The sequence below is a fragment of the Companilactobacillus sp. FL22-3 genome, from assembly GCF_054881455.1.
Window position 1 is genome coordinate 38,884 of record NZ_JBTYYZ010000008.1, and the last position, 22,743, is coordinate 61,626.

Here is a 22,743-nt window from a genome sequence, read left to right on the forward strand (position 1 = left end):
TAATGAAAATCTTAATGATTGAGGACAATAAATCTGTTTCGGAAATGATGGGGATGTTTTTTCAAAAAGAAAAATGGGAAGCAAGTTTTGCTTATGACGGTAATGAAGCGGTAGAAATGTTTAATGAAGATCCCAACAAATGGGATATGATCACTTTGGATCTGAACTTACCCGGCAAAGATGGCATGGAAGTAGCCAAAGAGATCCGTAAAGTTTCAAAAACTGTTCCTATTATAATGTTAACTGCCCGAGATACGGAAAGTGACCAAGTGCTTGGTTTGGAGTTTGGTGCAGACGACTATGTTACAAAGCCTTTCAGTCCTATCACGTTGATTGCTCGAATGAAAGCAATCCACAGACGTGATGAAAATTTAGCCGAAAAATTAGCTGAAAGTACGCCAGTTGTTGCCGAAGTTGAGGAAGCTGACGATGGCTTCGACATCAATACCGGCTTCTTTAAGTTGAACTCAAGCACTCGTGAAGCCTATTTAGATGGTAAGGAAATTCCTGATTTAACACCTAAGGAATTTGACCTCTTAAAGACTTTAGCAAGTAAGCCTAAGCAAGTTTTCTCACGTGAACAATTACTTGAACAAGTTTGGGATTACGACTACTTTGGTGAAGAAAGAACGGTTGATGCACATATCAAAAAACTTCGTCAAAAGATCGAAAAAGTTGGACCACAAGTTATTGAAACTGTTTGGGGCGTCGGTTACAAATTTGATGATTCAGGAGCAAAAGCTAAAGCCTAATGAAATTAATTTATCAAAATATGCTGAGTTTTTTGATCGTTATTCTGACGACACTTGGGATTATTTTGTATTCAGTAACTAGTGCCTCAACTAGTTGGGAATATAATCGTACCTATAAAAGTTTGGAAAGTTATGCTGGGAATCTCGAGAAAATTGCCTTGAAGACCGATCCCAAAACGGGACAGATTCACAATATTACCGGTGATAATATTCGGACTGTGGAGCAAGTTTTATCGGAGCGTAACGTCCAATTTGCGATTTTTGATTACAATAATAATCAAGTTTATCCAACACCACCAACGAATGTTAAGTTGCATTTGAAGCAGTCGTATTGGAATAAATTGAAGCAAGGTAAAACAATCCGTAACGTTCAGAAACCGCAGAATACCTCTGGCAATCCACGGTTGCGAAAAGATGATAATCGCAGTTATGTATATGTGCTAACGCCTTGGTTCCAAAATGGAAAAATGATTGCTGCAGTTTGGGCTGGTTCAGATGTTTCAGAATTGCAATCAAATATCGGTGAGATTAATCGACGCTTATACTTTGCTTTATTGATTTCACTGTTGGCAGCAGTTATTTTGAGTTTCTTACTCTCAAGATACCAAGTCAATCGAATCAATCGTTTACGAGGAGCCACTAAAAGGGTTGCTAATAATGACTTTTCAGTCCATATCGAAAGTAAAGGCCGGGATGAATTGGATGATCTGGCAGATGATTTCAACCAAATGGTTAAATCATTGGAAGCTTCAGATACAGAAATCAAACGTCAAGAACAACGCCGAAAGGAATTTATGGCCGATGCTTCACATGAAATGAGAACACCTTTGACAACCATCAATGGTCTTTTGGAAGGATTAGCCTATGATGCGATTCCTGAGGAGTCCAAAGGTCAAAGTATTCAATTGATGCGCAACGAAACTAAGCGTTTGATTCGATTAGTTAATGAGAATCTTGATTATGAAAAAATCAGAACTAACCAGATTACGATGGCTAAACGAATTTTTGATGCTAATAAGCCTTTGCATGATATCACCTCACAATTAGAGAAGAAAGCTAAGTCGTCAGGTGATGAATTGATTTTGAAACCATATGATGGTGAATTGAAGACTTATGCTGACTACGATCGGTTTGTTCAAGTCATGTTCAATATTATGCAAAATGCTATTCAATTTACTAATGATGGTAAGATTTTTATTAGTGGTATGCGTAATGAAGAACGCCACGCCGCCGTCTTTACAGTTTCAGATACTGGTATTGGAATGTCAGAAAACCAAGTGAAGAATATCTGGGATCGTTATTATAAAGCCGATCCTTCACGAAAGAATCGTAAGTATGGTGAGTCCGGTCTAGGTCTATCAATCGTTCACCAGTTGGTAGAAAATCATGGTGGTGAAATTGAAGTTAAGAGTAAGCTCAACGAAGGAACTACTTTCATCGTGACACTATTCGACGAAGGTTATGAACATAAACCAGAAGAAGAAAAATAACTTGTTTTCTCATTGAGGAGGAAAATTGATGAAGTATGAATGGCGCAAGCAAGACGTTGGTTATGCAACCAAGCAAAAACCAGTCATTTTAACAATCCCTAAACAGAAATATCTTTCTTTGCACGGAGTCGGCAACCCTAATCAGGAGCCATTCCAGCAAAAAGTACAAACGTTATATCCAGCAGCGTATGGTATCAAAGCAGCTTATCGAAAATTCTGTCAAGGTAAGGCAGTGGAGTACGATGATTATGTCGTCTTTCCTTTAGAAGGAGTCTGGTCACTGACTAAAAAAGGTCAACAGTTGGATCATCTCGACAAAGATGAATTCGTTTACGATATTATGATCCGGATTCCAGATTTTGTCCCTGATGAATTGATTCAGCCGACTTTAACAGCGGTCAAAGAAAAGAAGAATATGCCCGAAATCGATCAAATCGAGATCAAGGAATTTCCAGCAATGGAAGTTGGACAAGTTTTACATCATGGTAAATATGATGACGAACCAGCTTCTTTTAAAAAGATCGACCAATTCGTGGCTGAAAATGGGAAGAGCCGAGCTACTAAAATTCATCGAGAAATCTATTTATCTGATGCTCGACGTGTGGCACCAGATAATCTCAAGACAATTTTGAGATACCAAATTAAATAATTATCAACAAAAGAGAGGAGTCAGAGACATAACTCCTATTTTTCAAGTAAAGAAGCAATTGCTAATTCCAAATCATGGAATTAGCAATTGCTTCTTTTTAGTTTCATTGTGATGATCTAATAATTTGGTAATTTTTTTTAATGTTAATGGCAATTAGAACTAATCTAATCAGTTTTAACTGATTGAGAGGATAGACAGATGTTTTTATATTTAAAATGATCTAATAATTTAAGATTTCTTTTGATTATTATCATTAATGATAAAGTTTTTATTATTTTAGATTATATGATCAAGTTGGGGAACGACTTGTTGTTAGAAAAATATTCTGAGGACTTGGTACGGAATTAAGTTGTATTTGACTAAATCTATTTATTTCTACGATAAAAAGGGGGAGCTTTACATTTAAAAGGAATGTTCGCTTTTTTAGAAAGGTGGTTCACTAGCTGCACCGATTTTTATTGTTACATTGAACTTTTTAAGCGCTTTCATCACTGCTTTAATAGAAGCTGAAAGGGAAAGGAGGTATTTGAGTATGGGAGTAGTCAAACAAGAATTAACTTTCTCAAAAGTAGATTGTAATAATTCTAATGAAATTATTCATTATTTAGCTAATAAGCTTTTCCAGGACGGCGATGTAACTGCAGATTTTGAGCAAGCAGTAAAGGATCGAGAAAAAATCTATCCTACGGGATTACCAATTGGAAAAGTATCAGTAGCCATCCCACATACGGATGTGAAATACGTAAAAAATTCGTCAATTGCAATTGCAACTTTGGAAAGGCCAGTTGAATTCAAAAACATGGCTAATAATAAAGAAACCATTGACGTTAGTATCGTGGTAATGTTGGCAATGAAAGAACCACATAGTCAAGTAGATATGCTCCAAAAACTCATGAAGTTATTCCAAAATCAAGAATTATTGGAAAAAATTTATAGTTTAAACGATAGCAGTGAGATTTTTGACATAGTATCTAAACAAATTGATTAGTTATGGGGTGAAAATAAAATGAGTAATATTATTAATTTTATTATGTATATTGTTAGTCTTGGACCAACGGTAATGATTCCCATCGTTATGTTGATTTTTGGACTAGCTGTAAAAGTTCCATTTACTAAGGCCTTACGTGGAGGCCTAATGGTAGGTATTGGATTTATAGGGCTTAATGCAACTGTTTCTATTTTGACAGAGGTTATGAATCCAGCTATTAAAAATATGATTTCTGTTATGCATTTAAATCTGCAAGTTATTGACGTGGGTTGGCCTTCTGCCTCTGCCATTGCGTATGGTACTGCTGTTGGTGTAAGTATGATTCCCTTAGGAATTGCAATTAATGTTATTATGTTATTAACAAAAACAACTTCAACAATTGATGTTGATATCTGGGATTTTTGGCATTTTGCATTTAGTGGTTCATTAGTTTACGCACTTACAAAAGATATTTTTCTAAGTTTATTCTTAGCAAGTGTAAATATGATTGTAATTATGGTTATTGCTGATAGAACTGCTCCACTTTCAGAAAAATATTTAGGACTACCAGGAATTTCTATTCCTCATGGATATGCAGGTTCATTTGTCCCAATTGCATTAGTAATCAATTGGATTATTGATAAGATTCCTGGAATTAATAAGATCCATCTTGAAGCAAAAGATTTTAATAAAAAATTTGGCTCATGGGGTGAACCCACATTATTAGGATTCATTATTGGTGTTATTATCGGTATTCTTGCTTATGGCTTTGTTCCTGGTATGACCGTTGCAACAAAGCTTGGAAAAATTATGCTAATGGGTGTCACACTTTCAGCAGTTATGATTATTACTCCAAAGATGGCTGCCTTATTATTGCAAGGTGTTGTTCCAGTTTCCACTAATATTCAAAAATTTACTCAAAAGAAATTTTCAGGAAGCCGTAAGATTTATATAGGTATGGATACTGCCGTTGGTATTGGGAACCTAGTCGTTCTGGCTTGTGCAACATTGATGATTCCAGTAGCACTATTGTTTGCATTTATTTTACCTGGTAATCAATTCCTTCCAACCATCGGCCTGGTTGGATTTGTGTTTATGTTTCCATTAATAGTTGCTGTAACACATGGTGATTTTTTCCGTTCCTTTATTATCGGGGCTGTTAATGTAATTCTTGGTTTATGGATTGGTACTAATTTGGCACCGCTCATTACGAAGAGTGCTCGTGCAGCCCATTTCACAATTCCAAAGGGTTCATCATTAATTTCAAGTATTGATTATGGTTCAAATCCATTTCCATGGTTATTTGTACAAATTGCTACTCATAAGATAATTGCTTATGCAATTGGTATTGTTCTCATTGTTGGTTTAGCTCTATGGAATCGTAAAAAGATTATCGAAGAAGAAAATGCAACGGTCACAACCAAAGAAACAAAATAAAAAGAGATTAGGAGATATTTATTATGAAGAAAATTTTAGTAGCATGTGGCGCAGGGGTTGTTACAAGTACGGCCGCAATGAATAAATTACAAGAAGAGTTGGATGCACGTGGTATTTCTCAAGACGAATATAAATTGGGACAATCATCAGTTGCTGAAGTGGAAAACTTATCGAGCCAATATGATATGGCTATTACAACAACCCAATATGACAACGATGCAATTAAGATTCCAGTGATTAATGGATTACCACTTTTAACAAATATTGGTGTGGATTCCGTTATTGACGAGGTTATCGCTAAATTAGATTTGAAGTGAAATTATTTTAAATAATCAAATCGAAAGATAGTTCTTCGGAACTATCTTTTTTAAAATTATGGATTTAAGGTGATGAGGATGAGAGGTAGTTTGTCTAAAGGTCCAAACAGACTATTAAACTATTTTTTTAAAATAAACAAATATGTAAGTTTAAAAGAAATTATGGGTTTATTTGATATTTCCAGAAGAACGGCGTTTAATTGGTTGTCAGATATAAATGGATATTTAAATGAAAATGATGTAACTGAAATAGAGAATATTCCAAATCATGGATATAAATTACCTGATTACTCAAAAAGAAAACTAGAACATATCGATAGTATTAAAAAAACAAAGAGTAGTGAATTAGATAAAACAGATAGAGTTGCTGAAATAGTATGGTTATTAGTTAGTAATCAAAGTAATATTTCGATAAATAAGTTATCAGAAGAATTTGATTGCTCTAGAAATACAATTATTAAAGACTTTAAAGAGATTAAGCAACGTTTTGTTGGCATTAGCATTGTTAGTTCGAATCGCGGAAGAAGAATTGCTAATAGTGAACGTTATATTAGATTAATGATTTATGAGTTGATACAAAGAAATAATCAATGTATTAAGAGTCATATTGTAAACCTGGGCTATGATTGGGACTCGTACTATAAAATTGTTATCGATAGCCAGAAGTCCCTAGAGATGAATTTCTCTGAAAATTCGACGATATTATTAACCTATTTGCTTATTTTTTCATCCTGGAGAATCAAAAATAGTAATATCATAACGGACGAAAATGGTTATTATTGGATTGCAGAAAATACGCATGGAATACTAACTACAAGTGAGAGAATAGTTAACGATTTGTTTGATAATGTTTATTATGCAGGAGAGATTATTTTTCTTAGTAAAATTGTACTTTGTTCGCAAGTTATGGATATTAATTGTGTGAACTTGAAGCTTTATAGCGATATGGAAGAAATATCTAAAAAGATAATTTTTAGGTATGAAAAATTAACAAATGAAAATTTAATCAATAACTCCTTTGTAAAAATATTGAGTAATCATTTATATGCTACATTCTTCAGAGTTAAGTTTAATATGCCTTACGTATCAAATGAGGTCGATGAAATTAAAAAGAAATATCCAAAACTAATTCAATTTACATCTATTGCTTGTGAACCCTTAGAAGTATATTTAGACGTACCGATTCCTGAAAACGAAATAGCGTTAATTTGTTTGTATTTTGGTTCTGGAGAAGATAATGAATATTCTAATATTGGTGAGAGTGACAGAATTCAAAAAGCGGCTCAGTCAGAAGTACTTTTGGTTTGCTCAAGTGGTATAGGAACGTCAGAAATGCTGTATTCTGAATTGAGCAAAAAGTATCCGTTGATAAATTTTTCTATGCCACTTGAAATTAAAGACTTAGACATGATTTTTAAAATAAAATATCAATCAAAATTAATCATTAGTACGGCCTCCATTGAAGAAAATAGATATCCCATTCCTACAATAAAAGTAAAAGCAATACTGACCAAACATGATCAAATTGTAATTGAAGATGAGTTTAGAAAGTATTTGCCTTTAAAGATTGAACATAATACTGATGTCATAAGTCATTTGATGAGTATAATTGGCGACTATGCGAATATTACAGATCCAGCACATTTAAGAGAAAGCTTAGATGGATTTTTATATCCAAGCGAAGATATAAAGAAAGCCAATTTAAATAAGCCTTCTCTGAGGGAGTTACTTACCATTCAGAATATTAAAATAATGCATACAACCGATAAGACCGATTGGACCGACGTTTTACACACTGGCTGCTTGATGTTGAATCAACGTAATGTGATTGATTCACACTATGAAAACGAAATTATAAAATTAGTGAAAAAATATGGACCGTATATGCTTATATCTGATGATATTTTTCTGGCTCACGCCTCTCCAAAGGAAGGCAGTAAAAAAGTTGGTATATCAATGGTCTTGTTAGATAATCCTGTCACGGTAAATGCAAAAGGACAGAGGGTTGAAATTAGATGCATGTTTGTTTTAGCACCTGGTCTAAACCATGAACACGACCGTGTTCTTGAAGAACTCATTAGTATCGTTCGTAATACAAAAAAATTCAATCAAGTTTTGAACTCGAAAGATAAAAATAAAATTAGAAGGTTAATGTTTTGAGTGTCGAAGTATCAAATGGGAGGAAATAACAAAATGTTAGATTCATTGAAAGAGTATGTCTACAAACAAAATATGCGTTTACCGAAATTAAATCTTGTTAATTTTACATGGGGAAATGTCTCAGCAGTAGATAGAGAACATAAACTATTTGTAATAAAGCCGTCAGGTGTTGATTACGAAAAAATGGGTCCAAGTGACATGGTTGTGTGTGATTTTGACGGTAATGTTGTTGAGGGTAAATTAAACCCTTCAAGTGATACTCCAACACATGCATATTTGTATAGTCACTTCGATAAAATAGGGGGAATTGTGCATACGCATTCACCATGGGCGGTTTCTTTTGCACAGTCAGGAATGGATATTCCCGCTCTTGGAACGACGCACGCTGATACTTTCTATGGTTCAGTGCCAGTATCTGACGCCTTAACTAAGGAAGAGATAGAATCAGCGTATGAATATAATACCGGTAGGGTCATTACTAGGACATTTAAAGAAAGGAATATCGATTATATGGCTGTTCCGGCAGTTCTTGTTCGTCAACACGGTCCTTTCACATGGGGAGTAACTGCAGAGAAAGCTGTTTATAATGCTAAGGTTTTGGAAATAGTCGCTGAAATGGATTATGCATACCATGCAATTAACTAGAAAAGATTGTAAAGTTCCTCAGTATTTGTTGGATAAACATTATTATCGTAAACATGGAAGCAGTGCATACTATGGACAAAAAAATAATCAATAAATTGAAATAGTAAGAGAGATACACATTTGGAATGCTAAAGTGTCTCTCTTTTTTATTTGGGAAACATAAAATAAGTTTATGAATTTTATATGACTTATACCACTTCTTAAAATACATAAAACTGTCGTAAAAATCATAAAGAAACGGTATATAATCATATAGGCCGATTGAAAGCGGATACACATGATTATATGATTGTCTTGTAAAGAGAAATCATATAGATATTTGGAGGCACAGTTCGATGGCTAAAAAAATTAATGAAGTTACAAAGGAAAGTTGGATTTTAAATACATTTCCAGAATGGGGTACATGGCTAAACGAAGAGATTGCTAATACAAAAGTTAAACCTAATACATTCAAAATGTGGTGGTTAGGGTGTACAGGTATTTGGTTAAAGACTGCTGAAGATACAAATATTCTGGTAGATATGTGGTGTGGAACAGGTAAGAGAACACATGGTAACGGTATGATGCGTAAGGGACATCAAATGCAACGTATGAGTGGTGTTCAAAAAATGCAGCCAAATCTTAGAAATCAACCATTTGTAATTGATCCATTTGAAATTAAGGATGTTGATGCTTTGTTTGTAAGTCATATTCATTCAGATCATTTGGATATCAATACAGCTGCAGCTGTGAATCAAAATTGTCCTAAGGCCAAATTCTATGGTCCCGAACAAGTAGTTAAAATTTGGCAAGGATGGGGTGTTCCAGCAGAAAAGACAGTTGTTGTAAAACCAGGAGACGAAGTTAAAATTGGAGAAACAACAGTTAAGGTTCTAGAAGGTTTTGATAGAACTGCATTGGTAACAGAAGATGATCCCAATGTAAAACTAAAGGGTAAGATGCCTCAAGATATGAATAAAATTGCTGTTAACTATTTATTTGAAACAACTGGTGGAAACCTATATCATGCAGCAGATTCTCATTATTCAAACATGTTTGCTAAACACGGGAATGAAAATCATGTTGATGTTGCTTTAGGTGCATATGGCGAAAATCCAAGAGGTATTACAGACAAATTGACATCTTCGGATATTTTAAGAATGGCCGAATCATTAAAAACCAAAGTTATTATTCCCGTTCATTATGATATTTGGACAAACTTCATGACAGATCCTAAAGAAATTATTGATTTATGGAAGTTCAGAAAAGATCGTTTGCAATATAAATTCAAACCATTCATTTGGCAAGTTGGTGGTCAATTCACATATCCAGATGACAAGGACAGAATGGAATTCAACTATGATCGCGGATTCTCAGATACTTTCTCGATTGACAATGATACACCATTCCCATCATTCCTATAGAAATATAAAGAAATGCGGTGCATAAAATATGATGTTAGAAGAAATGCTAAATAAGGACTTAGTTGAAATCACTGATAAAGAACCAAATGATTGGCAAGATGCATTAAAAATTGCGTCGAAGAAGTTAGTTGAGCATAACTATATTAAAGAAGGCTATATTGACGAAATTATTCAGAATGTTAAAGATAATGGACCGTATATAGTCATTGTTCCAGGAGTTGCAATGCCACATGCCAACGCAAAGAGCGACAATGTATTAGGTACAGCAATTGGATTTACTAAATTTAATAAGTCTGTATATTTTGGACCAGAATCTAATGCAAAGTTATTTTTTACCTTAGCTGCAAAAGACCCAAAGGAACATTTGAATAACATCGGTGAATTATCAGATATGTTAATGACAGATGGTTTAATTGATAAATTAATGGATATTCAAACTGTTGATGATTTAAAGAAAATAATTGGATCAGATTAAAGAAGACGGGTGAATAGGATGGATAATTTCTTAGATATTCTTTTGAAAATATGGGATTACTTCGCAACTAATATCTTAACTCAGCCAGCTTATATGATAGGTTTCATTGTTTTACTTGGTTATATCCTTGAAAAGAAACCCATTTATGAATCCATTGCGGGATTTATGAAGGCTGTTATTGGATATATGATTTTAATGGTTGGTTCTGGTGGTTTGGTTAATAGTTTTAGACCCATTTTAGCAGGATTGAAAACAAGATTTCATTTAACTGCGACAGTTATTGATCCATATTTTGGACAAAATGCTGTTACAGAGGGGGTTGTGAAAACTTTTGGTAGAACCTTCGGAGACGTTATGTTATTACTTCTTTTTGCCTTCGTATTTAATATTTTGTTGGTCAGATTCCAGAAATTTACAAAATTACGTTCTGTTTTTACAACAGGTAATGTGCAGGTTCAACAAGCTGCTACTGCGTTTTGGCTTTTGTTATTCTGTTTCCCACAAATGGGAAGGATTGAAGTTCTTTTAGTAATGGGTGTAATCCTTGGATTGTATTGGGCAGTGGGTTCAAATATGACAATCAGATATACACAAGATTTGACTGACGGTGGAGGATTTGCTGTTGCACATCAACAAATGTTTGGTATTGCTTTAGTATCATGGTTATCAGACAAGATAAAAAAACACGATGAAAAGAATCATAAAGAGCCAAAACGATTGGAGGATATTGAATTACCAGGATTTTTAAAGATTTTTAACGAAAACATGGTTGCAACAGGTATTTTGATGTTATTCTTCTTCGGAATTATTATGTTGGTTCTAGGTCGTCCTTACTTTAATGAAATATATGCATCAACTAAAGGCGCTTCAGGTTTAGCGCCTGATGGGAGTTTCTTCTTCTATATTTTAACAACATCATTAGGATTTGCTGTTAACCTTGCAATTCTACAATTAGGTGTCCGTACCTTCGTTGGAGAATTAACAGAGAGCTTTAGCGGTATTTCTGATAAATTATTACCGGGCTCAGTACCTGGTATTGACGTTGCAGCTACATTTGCTTTTGGTGAACCCAATGCTGTAACAATTGGATTTTTATTCGGTGCTTTAGGCCAATTCCTAATGATTGGTGCCTTAATAGTCTTACATTCTCCAACAATTATTATTGCAGGATTTATTCCATTATTCTTTGATAATGCTGCATTCGGTGTTTATGCTAATAAACGTGCGGGTGCTAAAGCTGCGATGATCTTGCCATTTTTCAGTGGATTAATTCAAGTTGGCGGAGCAGCATTGATAGCAAGCTGGGTTGGATTATCTAAGTTTGGTGGATATTTAGGTATGTTCGATTGGGATACCTTGTGGCCAATCTTCACTGCAATTATGAAATTCTTAGGAATTGCAGGTATTGTTGTAGTGGTTATTATTTTGGTAGTTATTCCACAGTTAGAATACCGTAAAGATCCAAAGAATTATTTTTTGATGGTAACAGATTATGATAAATATAAAGAAAGTGTAAATAAAAAGTAAATTAATTACATTTGGAGGTTTATTATGAAAATTTTAGTATCTTGCGCAAATGGATCGGGTACAAGTTTGATGATGATGAGAAGTGTAAAGAAAGCTTTTGAAAGATTAAATATTCCTATTACAAATATTGAACATACAAGTATCGCGGAAGGAACAAGTACGGCAAAGCAGTATGATGTTGTATTTACACCAATGAATTTTGTAAATATGTTTGATGATGCTAAGTCCAAAGGGGTAGTGGTTGTCGGTGTCAAAAATGTTCTTAGTGATAAAGAAATAGAACAACGTGTTCGTGAAGAAACAGAATTTGTTAAATAGGACGGGTAATATATGATTATGAAACCAAATTTACAAGTAGCATTAGATAATAATACTTTGGAAAGTGCTTTGTCTGACGTTAGAGAAGTAGGTAAAATTGTAGATATTGTTGAAGCCGGAACAATTCTTATTCTCCAGGAAGGAACAAAAGCTGTTAAATCATTGAAAGCCCTGTTTCCAAATAAGATTGTTATTGCTGATACAAAATGTGCTGATGCCGGAGGAACAGTTGCGAAGAATATGTCGGAGGCTGGTGCTAATTGGATGACATGTATCTGTTCAGCAACTATCCCAACAATGGAAGCAGCTAATAAAGAGATTGAAGAAATCCAGGTTGAGCTATATGGTAATTGGACAAAAGAAGATGCTCAAAAATGGTTAGACGCAGGAATTTCGCAAGCAATATATCATCAAAGTAGAGACGCCTTGCTTTCTGGTGAAACTTGGGGCAAAAAGGATCTTGATAAAGTTAAAATGCTTATTGATATGGGATTTAGAGTTTCAGTTACTGGCGGCTTGACAGTGGATACTTTGAAATTATTTAGTGGTGTTGATGTTTACACATTCATCGCAGGACGGGCTATTACAAAAGCAGATGATCCAGCTAAAGCAGCGACTGATCTTCAAAACGAAATTAAGCGTATATGGTGTTAAAAAAGATTAGTTTGAGGATGATTGTATGAAAAATTCATTAATTAATGTGCAGGAAAGAAGAAGTCAGCTCCTTGATATAGTTAATAAATACCAATCAGTAACAGTAGAAAAACTGGCGGAAGAGTTAGCAGTCTCTGAAGTTACTATTCGAAGAGACCTAAAAGTGTTATCGGAAATGGGAGTAGTCGATTGGCGCAGTGGTTTAGCAACTGCCATAAATGGGAAAATGTTACCTTCAGATACAGGCGATGTAAAAATTGGTAGCAGAGTGGACCAAATAAAAATGAAAATAGCTGCAGCAGTTCCCAGTTTTATCACAGAATCTAGTACTATTTTTGTTAATTCCAGTACGCTTTGCTGGATGGCTGTTAATCAACTGGCATCAAAGAGATTAACTATTATTACAAATAATGCACATGCAACTGAATCAGTACATCATCCTGAAACGATAATAATTTTGACTGGTGGAGAGATTCGATATCCAAAAGAATCATTAGTAGGTGGAGTAGCCATCGAATTACTATCGAGCATGCAATCTGATTATACTATTATAGGTATTGACGGGATAAGTGAGAGTGGTGGGTTAACAACACAGAATCTATATGAATCACAAGTAAATGCAACGATGGTTAAACGTACAAAGAAAAAAGTTATTTGTTTAGCTGATTATCGCAAAGTTGGCGTCACAAGTAATTATCACGTTGCTGATATTGATGATATAGATATCTTAATTACTGATAGTTTTGCTAATGAAAAGGTTATTAAATCTCTCCGTAAACGCGGAATTCAAGTTGTTCAAATTCAACTTGGTCAGTAGGAGATGTAGTAATGAATTCTCTAGGTATATATGAAAAAGCATTGCCCAAAGATTTAAGTTGGCATGATCGGTTGGAATTAGTCCATAACTTGGGATTTAATTTCTTAGAGTTATCCATTGATGAAAGTGATGAACGGCTGAAACGATTGGATTGGACTAAACAACAACGTGAAGAAGTGAGAAATGCCATTTGGGATACTGAAACAAGAATACATACAATTATGTTAAGTGGTCACAGAAGATTTCCATTAGGCTCGTACGATTCAGATGTTAGAGAGAAATCATTAGAAATGTTGTATAAAGCTGTAGATTTGGCCGTTGATTTAGGAGTTAGAAATATCCAAATGGCAGGATATGATGTTTATTATGATGAAAAGAGTATCGAATCCCGTGAGTATTATATGGAAAATTTAAAAAAGTGTGTTGAATATGCTTCTGGACATGAAGTTATGCTAGATATTGAAACTATGGACGACCCTTTTTTAAATTCAATATCAAAAGTAACACGGATTAAGAAGGAGATTCATAGTCCATGGCTGCAAGCTTATCCAGACTTGGGTAATATTACCGCTTGGCCACAAAACAATATTGGTGATGACTTGGAAGATAATATAGATTCCATTGCAGCTATTCATTTAAAGGATACATTGCCAGTAACCAGGACATCTAAAGGACAATTTAAAAACGTTCCTTTTGGTGATGGAACAGTTGACTTTAAAGGATGCTTATCAGAGCTAAAGAGGTTAGATTATAATGGTGCTTATACAATTGAGATGTGGAGTGAAAGCTCTGACAATCCTATTGCACAGGTTCAACAGGCTAAGAACTTCTTTGATAGTATCTTTAAAGAAATTGGAATAAATCAGGAGGCTGTCGAATGCTTGAAGAATTAAAGGAAAAGGTTTATAAGGCTAATATGCAGCTACCCAAACTTGGATTAGTGACATTTACATGGGGAAATGTCTCAGGTATTGATCGTGAAAAAGGTCTTTTTGTAATCAAACCATCAGGTGTCGATTATGAAACATTGACTCCTGATGATATGGTGGTCATTAATTTAAAGGGTGAAGTAGTGGAAGGAAAATTGAATCCATCGAGTGATACACCAACACATACAGTTCTTTATAATGAATTTCCCAATATTGGTGGAATTGTTCATACGCATTCACCTTGGGCAGTTTCATTTGCTGAAGCTGGATTAGATTTGCCAGCGTTAGGAACAACGCATGCGGATACCTTTTATGGAGATGTACCAGTTTCAGATGCCTTAACTGAAAAGGAAATTAAACAGGATTATGAGAAAAATACTGGGGATGTAATTGTTAGAACTTTTAAAGAACGTAATATTGATCCCGATGCAGTTCCTGGGGTTCTAGTAAGACAGCATGGACCGTTTACTTGGGGCGCAACACCAAAAAAGGCGGTATACAATGCTAAAGTTATGGAAGTTGTTGCTGAAATGGATTATCACGCTTTACAATTAACGCGGGATGATATCCGAGTTCCACAGTATCTTTTGGATAAGCATTATTATAGGAAACATGGTAAGAATGCTTACTATGGTCAAAAGTAAATAAGGTAATAAAGTATGAGCAGGATATAGTAAAAAAATAGCTCTGATTAAATCAAAATTGGTTTAATCAGAGCTATTTTGCTGTGGGTGCAATGAAGATGAAAAAACAATTGATGAATTCCGTTATTATTTGAAATTCTCAATGTCCTTTTTACTTGGAATTAGGAATGTTCCTTCTACCCCCATTGTTGTGTATATGAAAATAAATTACTTTTTGTTCAAATATGACCAGCTATCGATTGGCGTTCGATCGTCTTGCAATTGAACAGCATCTGTATTGTAGAGGTCAGTTGTTGATTTGTCACCGTTTTTGGAATACAGACTAGTTGACTTGCTACCTAGGGTTTTGCGAAGATTTTCCATTTGTTGAACTTGGTTTTGATATGAATAATTGGCAGGATTGACTGGGGTAAAGCCTGCTGGTGTGTAAAAACGTAATAAATTCTTGTTGTTGATATTATCAGAAGTTTTTAGTTTCAAGTCGACTTCTTGAGACCATTTATCAACTTTGTTCAACAATTCTGGATTGTCACGAAGATCAATTTGTTCACCGGTATCATTGGCGTAGACCTGAGTTTTAGAACCGCCATTGCGATAGACCGTATAGTTTGGAGTAATAAAGTCACGGTTTCTAAAAGTTACGATCTTGCTATGTTGATTTGAAAATAGGTCGGTTCCCAATTGAACATATTGTTTAGTATTTACGCCCGCTAAATGCAAAATAGTTGGCTGAACATCAATTTCTCCACCATAAGTGTGATTAATTCCACCTTTGAGTCCATCCATGTGAATCATGAACGGTACACGTTGCATTTGAGTTTCATTAAATTTAGTCCAAGTTTTTGGTGACTTGCCAATCATGCTGGAAAGGTCTTTATGTTGTTCACTGTTGAGGCCGTAATGATCGCCGTATAGTACGACCATCGTATTCTTATCTAGGCCAGAGGCTTTGAGATAGTTGAAGAATTCCTCGACTGACTTATCTAAATAATGAGCAGTTTTAAAATAGGCGTTGACGCGAGGATTAACGTTATCAGATGTTTGAAAATCTCCATTATCCTCATCGGAGAATTGATATTGAACATGGTTGGTAATTGTTAAGAATTTAGTGTAGAACGGCTGTTGCATTTGCTCAAGATACTTGACTCCTTCAGCAAAAAGCAGTTTATCTTTAACACCGTAGCCATTGAGCGACAAGGTGTCAGGGTTCTTGGTGTCGTAATAGCTTTCATCGAAGAAATAGTTATAACCCATGTTCTTATATGTGATATTTCGACCCCAGAAACTGCCGATATTACCATGGAAGACGGCACTAGTATAACCTTTTTGTTGCTGCAAGATGGCCGGAACTGATTGGAAGGTGTTGTCTCCACCTAATTTTTGGAAAAAGGAACCTTCAGACAGTCCGAAGAGGCCAGATTCCAACATCGTTTCAGCGTCACTAGTTCTTCCACCACCAACTTCATTGAAGAAGTTATCGAAAGAAACTGTATTTTGATCATTGTAGAGACTATTTAGAAATGGAGTAACTTCTTGACCATTGATTTTCATTCCAATCAAAAACTGTTCAAAACTTTCCAAGTGGATCACAATAATATTTTTACCACTGGCCTTGCCAAAGTAGTCCGAATTGGGAGCTGCATAGTGATTGTGTGTGTAATCTAGGACTGAATCGATCTCAGTTTCTGTTGCACTAGAACGAACTTGATTATTTTGAATCGAACGGACAGAATCATAAGCTAGAAAACTGTTGATCCCGATATATTTTACGATGTATGAGTGGTCAAAAGTTTTTCCCAACAACTGGGGACGATTGGATTCTGAACCAGCTAAGTCGGCTGCAAAAAGGGCGATTCCAAGACATGTTGTGGCTAAGGCATTAACTTTTCGAAATGGCCGTTTATCAATCTTGATGAAATGGATGGCAAATAAAATAATAATGACGACCAAATCAATGAAGTAAAATAAATCTCCTAACTGCATAGCACCGGCGGTACTTTTTCCAAGTCCTTTAGCAACTTTCGAGACACCAGTAATGATACTTATCGATAAGAAATCGGCGTTTTCGCGAAAGTACAGTACATTGGAATAGATAAAGAGCGTATCGGCAATATATATAATTCCCATCATAATGTAAGACAGTTTTGGCTTGTTAAAATAAAGTGCTAAGCTCAGGAGCAAAACTGTTGTAGCAAAGGGATTGACGATGACAAAAAAGTATTGCCACAAATTATTCATTGTCAATGTGAAGCCTGTAAAATAGGCTAAAACTGACTTATACCATAAACAAAGCGCCAATAAAGCTAAAAATCCGAGTCTCGTGTTTAGGATGGATTGAATTTTTTTCATTTTTTTCCTCATAAATAAATTAGTTCACCGGTTAATGATACGTTATTTGAACAAATAAAAAAAGACTGGCTACCTTTTCAGGCGCTGATCTGAACCCTTAAGTTTGGACATTTAATTATGTTGCTTTTAGAACGGAAAGTTCTCGGTGATTTACTGGTGACTTTCCGTTTAGTTTTGTCTTGGTACGTCTATATCCATATTTCTTTGTGTATTTTGGATCAGATTGTCTAATCTCATCCATTGCTTGAATGATTTTTATCGTAATCAAATACGCGTCCCTTATGAGTCCGTGCGTAATAATATGTATTTCTAGGTATTGAGATAGCTTTCAAAACAACCTTAATTGGAACTTGAAATAATTGCCTTAAATCAGTGGCTATTTTGGAGATTTCTTTTGTGCTGATTTTTTCTGAGCTAAGGGATCTATTTTTTTAAGAATTCATTTTGAACTTTCAATATAGTATTCTCTTGCTTAAGTCTCTTGATTCCTTCGGTTTATTATTTCAACTTTGAACTGAATAGAATAATTTAAATCCATCTTACGTGATTCAAGTCCTTTAATTCCAGTTAATTCAAAATTATGAACCCAATTAAGGATGGTACTCTCTTGAGTGATTCCATGTTTTTTCGCCAATGTTGTGGTTAAGTATTCAGTTACCATTTTGATTTTAAAATCTAAATTAAATTTGACCATAAGAAAAACCCCTTAGTTTGGTTTGTGTCCAAACTAAGAGGTTCACTTCATGACAGTCTTTGGAGAAAAGATTTTGTTATTTAGTTGTATCGTTTTCACCTTTTAAAATGCTGGACCAACTATCGATTACAGTCCGATCGCCGTTTAATTCCGGTGCATCAGTATTATAAAGGTTGGTTGTCGACTTATTGCCGTTCTTCGAATAGACACTAGTTGATTTTAATCCAAGTGAATTTCGAGTCTGAACCAGTTTTTGAATTTCATTTTGATAACTGTAATCTTTTGAATCGATTGGTGTAAACCCAGTTGGGGTATAGAAACGTAGTAAATTTTTGTTATTGATTGTATCGGACATCTTTAGTTTTTGATTGACCATATCTTGCCACTTAGCCACCTTTTTCTTCAATTGCGGGTCCGAATCTAAGTCAATCAGCTCACCAGTACTATTCTTGTAGACTTCAGGGTTGCCATCGCTATCTTTTAGTACTGTATAGTTTGGTGTGATGAAGTTTTTGTTGCGGAAGGCCACGACTTGGCTGTGCTGCTTGGATAATAGGTCACTGCCAAGTTGAACATATTGACTTGTGTTGATTCCCGCTAAATGTAAGATCGTTGGTAAGACATCGATCTCGCCACCGTAAGTGTGATTGATACCGCCTTTAAGTCCTTTCATGTGAATCATAAAAGGAACCTTTTGCATTTGCGAATCATTGAAGTCTGTCCAGCTACTATTGTCTACGCCTAATAATGGTGCTAAAGCGGTATTTTGACTGTCTGAGAGTCCGTAATGATCACCATAGAGGATTATCATAGAGTTATCATAAATGCCGCTAGACTTGAGATAATCGAAGAACTCTTTCAAGGCGTTATCGAGATAGTGCGCCGTTACAAAGTAGTTATTGACAGCACTATTATCGGTATTAGGAGCTTGGAATCCATCGTTATCCTCATCTGGCAATTGGAATGGGTAGTGATTAGTGACGGTGATGAATTTAGCATAGAAAGGTTGTTGCAACTGTTCGAGATATTTGACACTTTCAGAGAGCATCAATTTATCTTTCATACCATATTCCAAGCTAGAATCATCAGTCTTGTTAAAATAACTGGAATCAAAGAAATAATTGTAACCCATATTCTTATAAACATTGTCACGATTCCAGAAACTGCCTATATTTCCATGGAAAACAGCACTAGTGTAGCCTTGTTTTTGACCCAGGATTGCTGGAGCCGCTTGGAAGGTGTTGTCGCTGCCGAGTTTTGAGAAAAGTGAACCTTCGGGCAAACCGAACAAGCCCGTTTCTAGCATATTTTCGGCATCTGATGTCTTTCCTTGACCGACTTCATGATAAAAATTATCAAATGACATGGTATTTTTATCGTTATAAAGACTGTTTAAAAATGGAGTGACTTCTTGACCGTCGACTTTATCATTGATCAGGAATTGTTGAAAACTTTCTAAATGGATGATGATGATATTTTTGCCCTTGGCTTTGCCAAAATAGGCTGGATTGGGCTTAGCATAATTTTGCTTGATGTAAGTAAGCACGTCATCCATGTCAGTACCGACGGCTTCTGAACGGACCTGATTGTTTTGGACTGTTTTGATTGAATCGTAAGTTAAAAATGTATTCAGTCCTAAGTACTTTACAATGTAAGCTCGATCAAAAGTTCGTCCTAACAACTGGGGACGGTTGCTCTCGGCAAGTGTCAAATTAAAAGAGAACAAGAAAATCCCCAAAAAAGTGGTCGCAATTGCGGTCAATTTTCGCATAGGACGTTGATCTAACTTGATAAAACCAGTTAAAAATAACACCCCAATGATGATGAAATCCAGACCATAAATAACATCGTGGACTTGCATCATATTGGCGGCACTGCCACCCAGACCTTTAGAAACCTTCGAGACTCCAGCAATCGTATTGAAAGATAAAAAGTCGCTGAATTCACGATAATAAAGAATATTGCCATAAAGCAAAAGTGATTCTAAAAAGTAAATTACACCCATAACGATGTAAGAAATTTTAGCACGGTTGATGTATAACGATAGACTCAATAAAATAACTGCTGTAGCGATAGGATTAAGGATCAAGATCAAATGTTGTAACGGGTCCGAAACGCCTAATGAAAAATCGAGATAGTAGGCGATGACCGTTTTGATCCAGAGGAAAAAGATTAGAAGACCCATGAAACCTAGTCTTTTGCTCAAAATACTTTTAAATTTATTCATAGAAAATCCCTTGTTTATAAAAATTCTTTAATAATTCTGTAGAAAAGCTAAATAAATTGCTTAATTGTTAGTATAATACGTTATAGGTAAAAAGTGGGAAAGAATGAGTGAAATGATATTTTTAGGACCGTTATACAATTACATATATCAACTATATGCAATGAAAATCAATCATTTTCCATTGATTCGGCTTTCCTTTTATGCTGTTGATAAAGCAATATTATATACCTTATTTTTTATTATCCTAAGGGTTGTATGGGTAAAAATTAAGCACAAAAAAACACATCCAAGCCGAGAAATCGGTTTAGTGGCTTTTGTGTTTTACGTGCTCCTGCTTTTTGCTTTGACAGTTTTTCGGGATGGCTATTTCATTTGGCAATTCAAATTTTATTTCCATCGACCATTATCCGAAATTAATATAGTTCCACTCGTTGAAACCTTTAAATTATCAAAAGGGCAATCGTTAGTAGACTTTTTTTATAATTTATATGGTAATATTGTGTGGTTCGTTCCGATGGGAGTATTTATTCCGGCATTGACCAAACGAAAACTTGGTTTTTCCCAAGTGGTTTTGATCGGTGCTTTGATTTCAACCTCGATTGAAGCTCTGCAGTTCATTTTGAACACTGGAGTAACAGATATTGATGATGTAATCTTTAATACTCTCGGTGCGGCGGTCGGATATTTGGTATATTTTGTTGGAAAATGGATAAAAAGTTCCAGAAAAGTTTGAAATTTTCTTCGAAAATGATTAATATAGTTTTGACGATATATATGGAGGAGAGAAAATGACACAAATTAAATTTGATGATTCAAAATTAGGCAAGTTTGTTCATGAGAACGAACTTGGCGAGATGCAAGCACTTGTTACTGCTGCTGATGACGAACTACGTAAGGGTACTGGTGCCGGTGCTGACTTCCGTGGTTTCATCGACTTGCCTGTTAATTATGACAAGGATGAATTCGCTCGCATTAAAAAAGCTGCTAAAAAGATCCAATCTGATTCAGAAGTATTTATCGGAATTGGTATTGGTGGCTCATACTTAGGTGCACGTGCTGCAATCGATTTTCTAAGTTCATCATTCTACAATGTTAAAAATGAAAAAGATGTTCCCGAAGTTTACTTCTGTGGTAACTCAATTTCTCCTAACTACATTGCTGACTTACTAGAAGTTATCGGTGACCGTGACTTCAGTATCAACGTAATTTCAAAATCAGGTACAACAACAGAACCTTCAATCGCTTTCCGTATTTTGAAAGCTAAGTTGATTGAAAAGTATGGTGTTGATGGTGCTAAAGGCCGTATCTATGCTACAACAGATCGTGCTAAGGGTGCTTTGAAGACTGAATCAGATGCAGAAGGCTACGAAGAATTCGTTGTTCCTGATGATATCGGTGGTCGTTTCTCAGTTCTTACAGCTGTTGGTCTATTGCCAATCGCCGTTGCTGGTATCGACATCGACAAGTTGATGGAAGGTGCTGCTCAATCACGTGAAGACTACTCATCAGCTGATCTTACAAAGAACGATGCTTACAAGTACGCTGCTTTGAGAAATATCTTGTACCGTAAAGGTTACACAACAGAATTGCTAGAAAACTACGAACCAAACGTTCAATACTTTGGTGAATGGTGGAAGCAATTGATGGGTGAATCTGAAGGTAAAGATCAAAAAGGTATCTACCCATCATCAGCTAACTTCTCAACTGACTTGCACTCACTAGGTCAATATATCCAAGAAGGCCGTCGTAACTTGATGGAAACTGTTGTCTTGATCGACACACCAAGACATGACGTTACAATTCCTGCCGAAAAAGATAATCTTGACGGTTTGAAGTACTTGGAAAACAAGTCAATGGACTATGTAAACAAGAAAGCTTACGAAGGTGTTGTGCTTGCACATACTGACGGTGGTGTTCCTGTTATGTCAGTTCATATCGAAAAACAAGATGCCTATAACTTAGGTTACTTGATGTACTTCTTCGAAATTGCTGTTGGTATTTCTGGTTACTTGAATGGTATCAACCCATTCAACCAACCAGGTGTTGAAGCATATAAGAAGAACATGTTCGCATTGCTAGGTCGTCCTGGTTATGAAGAACTTGGCGAAGAATTAAACAAGAGACTATAATTTTTAACTAAAAAAGTCATTTCTGAAATTCAGTAGAATTTTGGAAATGGCTTTTTTGTCGTTACTGGAGATGTTTTCGCTCAGATGTAGCAAGCGAATGCAGAATGCCCCTACTTGACGATGATTTAAAACTAAAACAATAGGGCTGATTAGCATCAGT

Annotated in this window: 20 protein-coding genes and 1 pseudogene; 18 read left to right on the forward strand and 3 right to left on the reverse strand. The window is 35.3% G+C overall.

Translation table 11 applies throughout. The features are described from left to right. Nucleotides 1-2: 2 nt before the first annotated feature. From ACYT32_RS08430 to ACYT32_RS08505, 16 genes and pseudogenes are all read left to right on the forward strand, one after another. The gene (locus tag ACYT32_RS08430) at nt 3-752 is read left to right on the forward strand and encodes a winged helix-turn-helix domain-containing protein (protein WP_395265721.1); all 750 of its coding nucleotides are present in this window, start codon (nt 3-5) and stop codon (nt 750-752) included. Beyond that, nucleotides 752-2,242 carry an ATP-binding protein gene (locus tag ACYT32_RS08435; RefSeq protein ID WP_395265720.1) on the forward strand — a complete coding sequence of 497 codons (1,491 nt, stop codon included), beginning with the start codon at nt 752-754 and terminating at the stop codon, nt 2,240-2,242. The genes ACYT32_RS08430 and ACYT32_RS08435 overlap by 1 nt, the downstream gene beginning before the upstream one ends. 28 nt (nt 2,243-2,270) lie before the next feature. Continuing rightward, nucleotides 2,271-2,891 carry a GyrI-like domain-containing protein gene (locus ACYT32_RS08440; protein ID WP_395265719.1) on the forward strand — a complete coding sequence of 207 codons (621 nt, stop codon included), beginning with the start codon at nt 2,271-2,273 and terminating at the stop codon, nt 2,889-2,891. A 532-nt stretch (nt 2,892-3,423) separates the two neighbouring features. Further along, a complete protein-coding gene (locus tag ACYT32_RS08445) occupies nt 3,424-3,879 on the forward strand; it encodes a PTS sugar transporter subunit IIA (protein WP_395265717.1) in 456 nt (151 codons plus the stop codon). Between the two features lie 18 nt (nt 3,880-3,897). Continuing rightward, nucleotides 3,898-5,295 (forward strand): PTS galactitol transporter subunit IIC, encoded by a 1,398-nt coding sequence (locus ACYT32_RS08450; protein ID WP_395265715.1) that lies wholly within the window; start codon nt 3,898-3,900, stop codon nt 5,293-5,295. A gap of 23 nt (nt 5,296-5,318) precedes the next feature. Further along, nucleotides 5,319-5,612, forward strand: a complete 294-nt coding sequence (locus ACYT32_RS08455) for a PTS sugar transporter subunit IIB (protein ID WP_395265713.1) — start codon at nt 5,319-5,321, stop codon at nt 5,610-5,612. Nucleotides 5,613-5,702: 90 nt separating this feature from the next. Beyond that, on the forward strand, nt 5,703-7,772 hold the full coding sequence (locus ACYT32_RS08460) for a PTS sugar transporter subunit IIA (protein WP_395265712.1): 2,070 nt from the start codon (nt 5,703-5,705) through the stop codon (nt 7,770-7,772). A 33-nt stretch (nt 7,773-7,805) separates the two neighbouring features. Continuing rightward, nucleotides 7,806-8,511: pseudogene (locus ACYT32_RS08465) on the forward strand (L-ribulose-5-phosphate 4-epimerase). Nucleotides 8,512-8,752: 241 nt separating this feature from the next. Continuing rightward, entirely contained in the window at nt 8,753-9,820 is a 1,068-nt protein-coding gene (gene ulaG / locus ACYT32_RS08470) for an L-ascorbate 6-phosphate lactonase (RefSeq protein ID WP_395265711.1), read from the forward strand. 28 nt (nt 9,821-9,848) lie between these two features. Beyond that, a complete protein-coding gene (locus ACYT32_RS08475; RefSeq protein ID WP_395265710.1) occupies nt 9,849-10,295 on the forward strand; it encodes a PTS sugar transporter subunit IIA in 447 nt (148 codons plus the stop codon). 18 nt (nt 10,296-10,313) lie between these two features. Then, a complete protein-coding gene (locus ACYT32_RS08480; RefSeq protein WP_395265709.1) occupies nt 10,314-11,822 on the forward strand; it encodes a PTS ascorbate transporter subunit IIC in 1,509 nt (502 codons plus the stop codon). Between the two features lie 24 nt (nt 11,823-11,846). Next, a complete protein-coding gene (locus ACYT32_RS08485) occupies nt 11,847-12,140 on the forward strand; it encodes a PTS sugar transporter subunit IIB (RefSeq protein ID WP_395265707.1) in 294 nt (97 codons plus the stop codon). A gap of 15 nt (nt 12,141-12,155) precedes the next feature. Continuing rightward, nucleotides 12,156-12,794: a 3-keto-L-gulonate-6-phosphate decarboxylase UlaD gene (locus tag ACYT32_RS08490; protein ID WP_395265766.1), complete on the forward strand. Its 639-nt coding sequence runs from the start codon at nt 12,156-12,158 to the stop codon at nt 12,792-12,794. 25 nt (nt 12,795-12,819) lie between these two features. Further along, the gene (locus ACYT32_RS08495; protein ID WP_395265705.1) at nt 12,820-13,611 is read left to right on the forward strand and encodes a DeoR/GlpR family DNA-binding transcription regulator; all 792 of its coding nucleotides are present in this window, start codon (nt 12,820-12,822) and stop codon (nt 13,609-13,611) included. Nucleotides 13,612-13,622: 11 nt separating this feature from the next. Further along, entirely contained in the window at nt 13,623-14,504 is an 882-nt protein-coding gene (locus ACYT32_RS08500; RefSeq protein WP_395265703.1) for an L-ribulose-5-phosphate 3-epimerase, read from the forward strand. Further along, nucleotides 14,489-15,184: an L-ribulose-5-phosphate 4-epimerase gene (locus tag ACYT32_RS08505; RefSeq protein WP_395265701.1), complete on the forward strand. Its 696-nt coding sequence runs from the start codon at nt 14,489-14,491 to the stop codon at nt 15,182-15,184. The genes ACYT32_RS08500 and ACYT32_RS08505 overlap by 16 nt, the downstream gene beginning before the upstream one ends. A gap of 207 nt (nt 15,185-15,391) precedes the next feature. Here ACYT32_RS08505 and ACYT32_RS08510 read toward each other — a convergent pair whose 3' ends face one another. The 3 genes from ACYT32_RS08510 to ACYT32_RS08520 all read right to left on the reverse strand — a co-directional run bounded on the left by ACYT32_RS08510 (nt 15,392) and on the right by ACYT32_RS08520 (nt 20,454). Then, a complete protein-coding gene (locus ACYT32_RS08510) occupies nt 15,392-17,533 on the reverse strand; it encodes an LTA synthase family protein (protein ID WP_395265700.1) in 2,142 nt (713 codons plus the stop codon). A gap of 472 nt (nt 17,534-18,005) precedes the next feature. Then, a complete protein-coding gene (locus ACYT32_RS08515; RefSeq protein ID WP_395265699.1) occupies nt 18,006-18,227 on the reverse strand; it encodes a helix-turn-helix domain-containing protein in 222 nt (73 codons plus the stop codon). Between the two features lie 76 nt (nt 18,228-18,303). Continuing rightward, entirely contained in the window at nt 18,304-20,454 is a 2,151-nt protein-coding gene (locus ACYT32_RS08520) for an LTA synthase family protein (RefSeq protein WP_395265698.1), read from the reverse strand. Nucleotides 20,455-20,557: 103 nt separating this feature from the next. Here ACYT32_RS08520 and ACYT32_RS08525 point away from each other — a divergent pair, with 103 nt between their 5' ends. Then, the gene (locus ACYT32_RS08525) at nt 20,558-21,187 is read left to right on the forward strand and encodes a VanZ family protein (protein ID WP_395265697.1); all 630 of its coding nucleotides are present in this window, start codon (nt 20,558-20,560) and stop codon (nt 21,185-21,187) included. Nucleotides 21,188-21,242: 55 nt separating this feature from the next. Next, nucleotides 21,243-22,583 (forward strand): glucose-6-phosphate isomerase, encoded by a 1,341-nt coding sequence (locus ACYT32_RS08530; protein ID WP_395265696.1) that lies wholly within the window; start codon nt 21,243-21,245, stop codon nt 22,581-22,583. Nucleotides 22,584-22,743 lie beyond the last annotated feature (160 nt).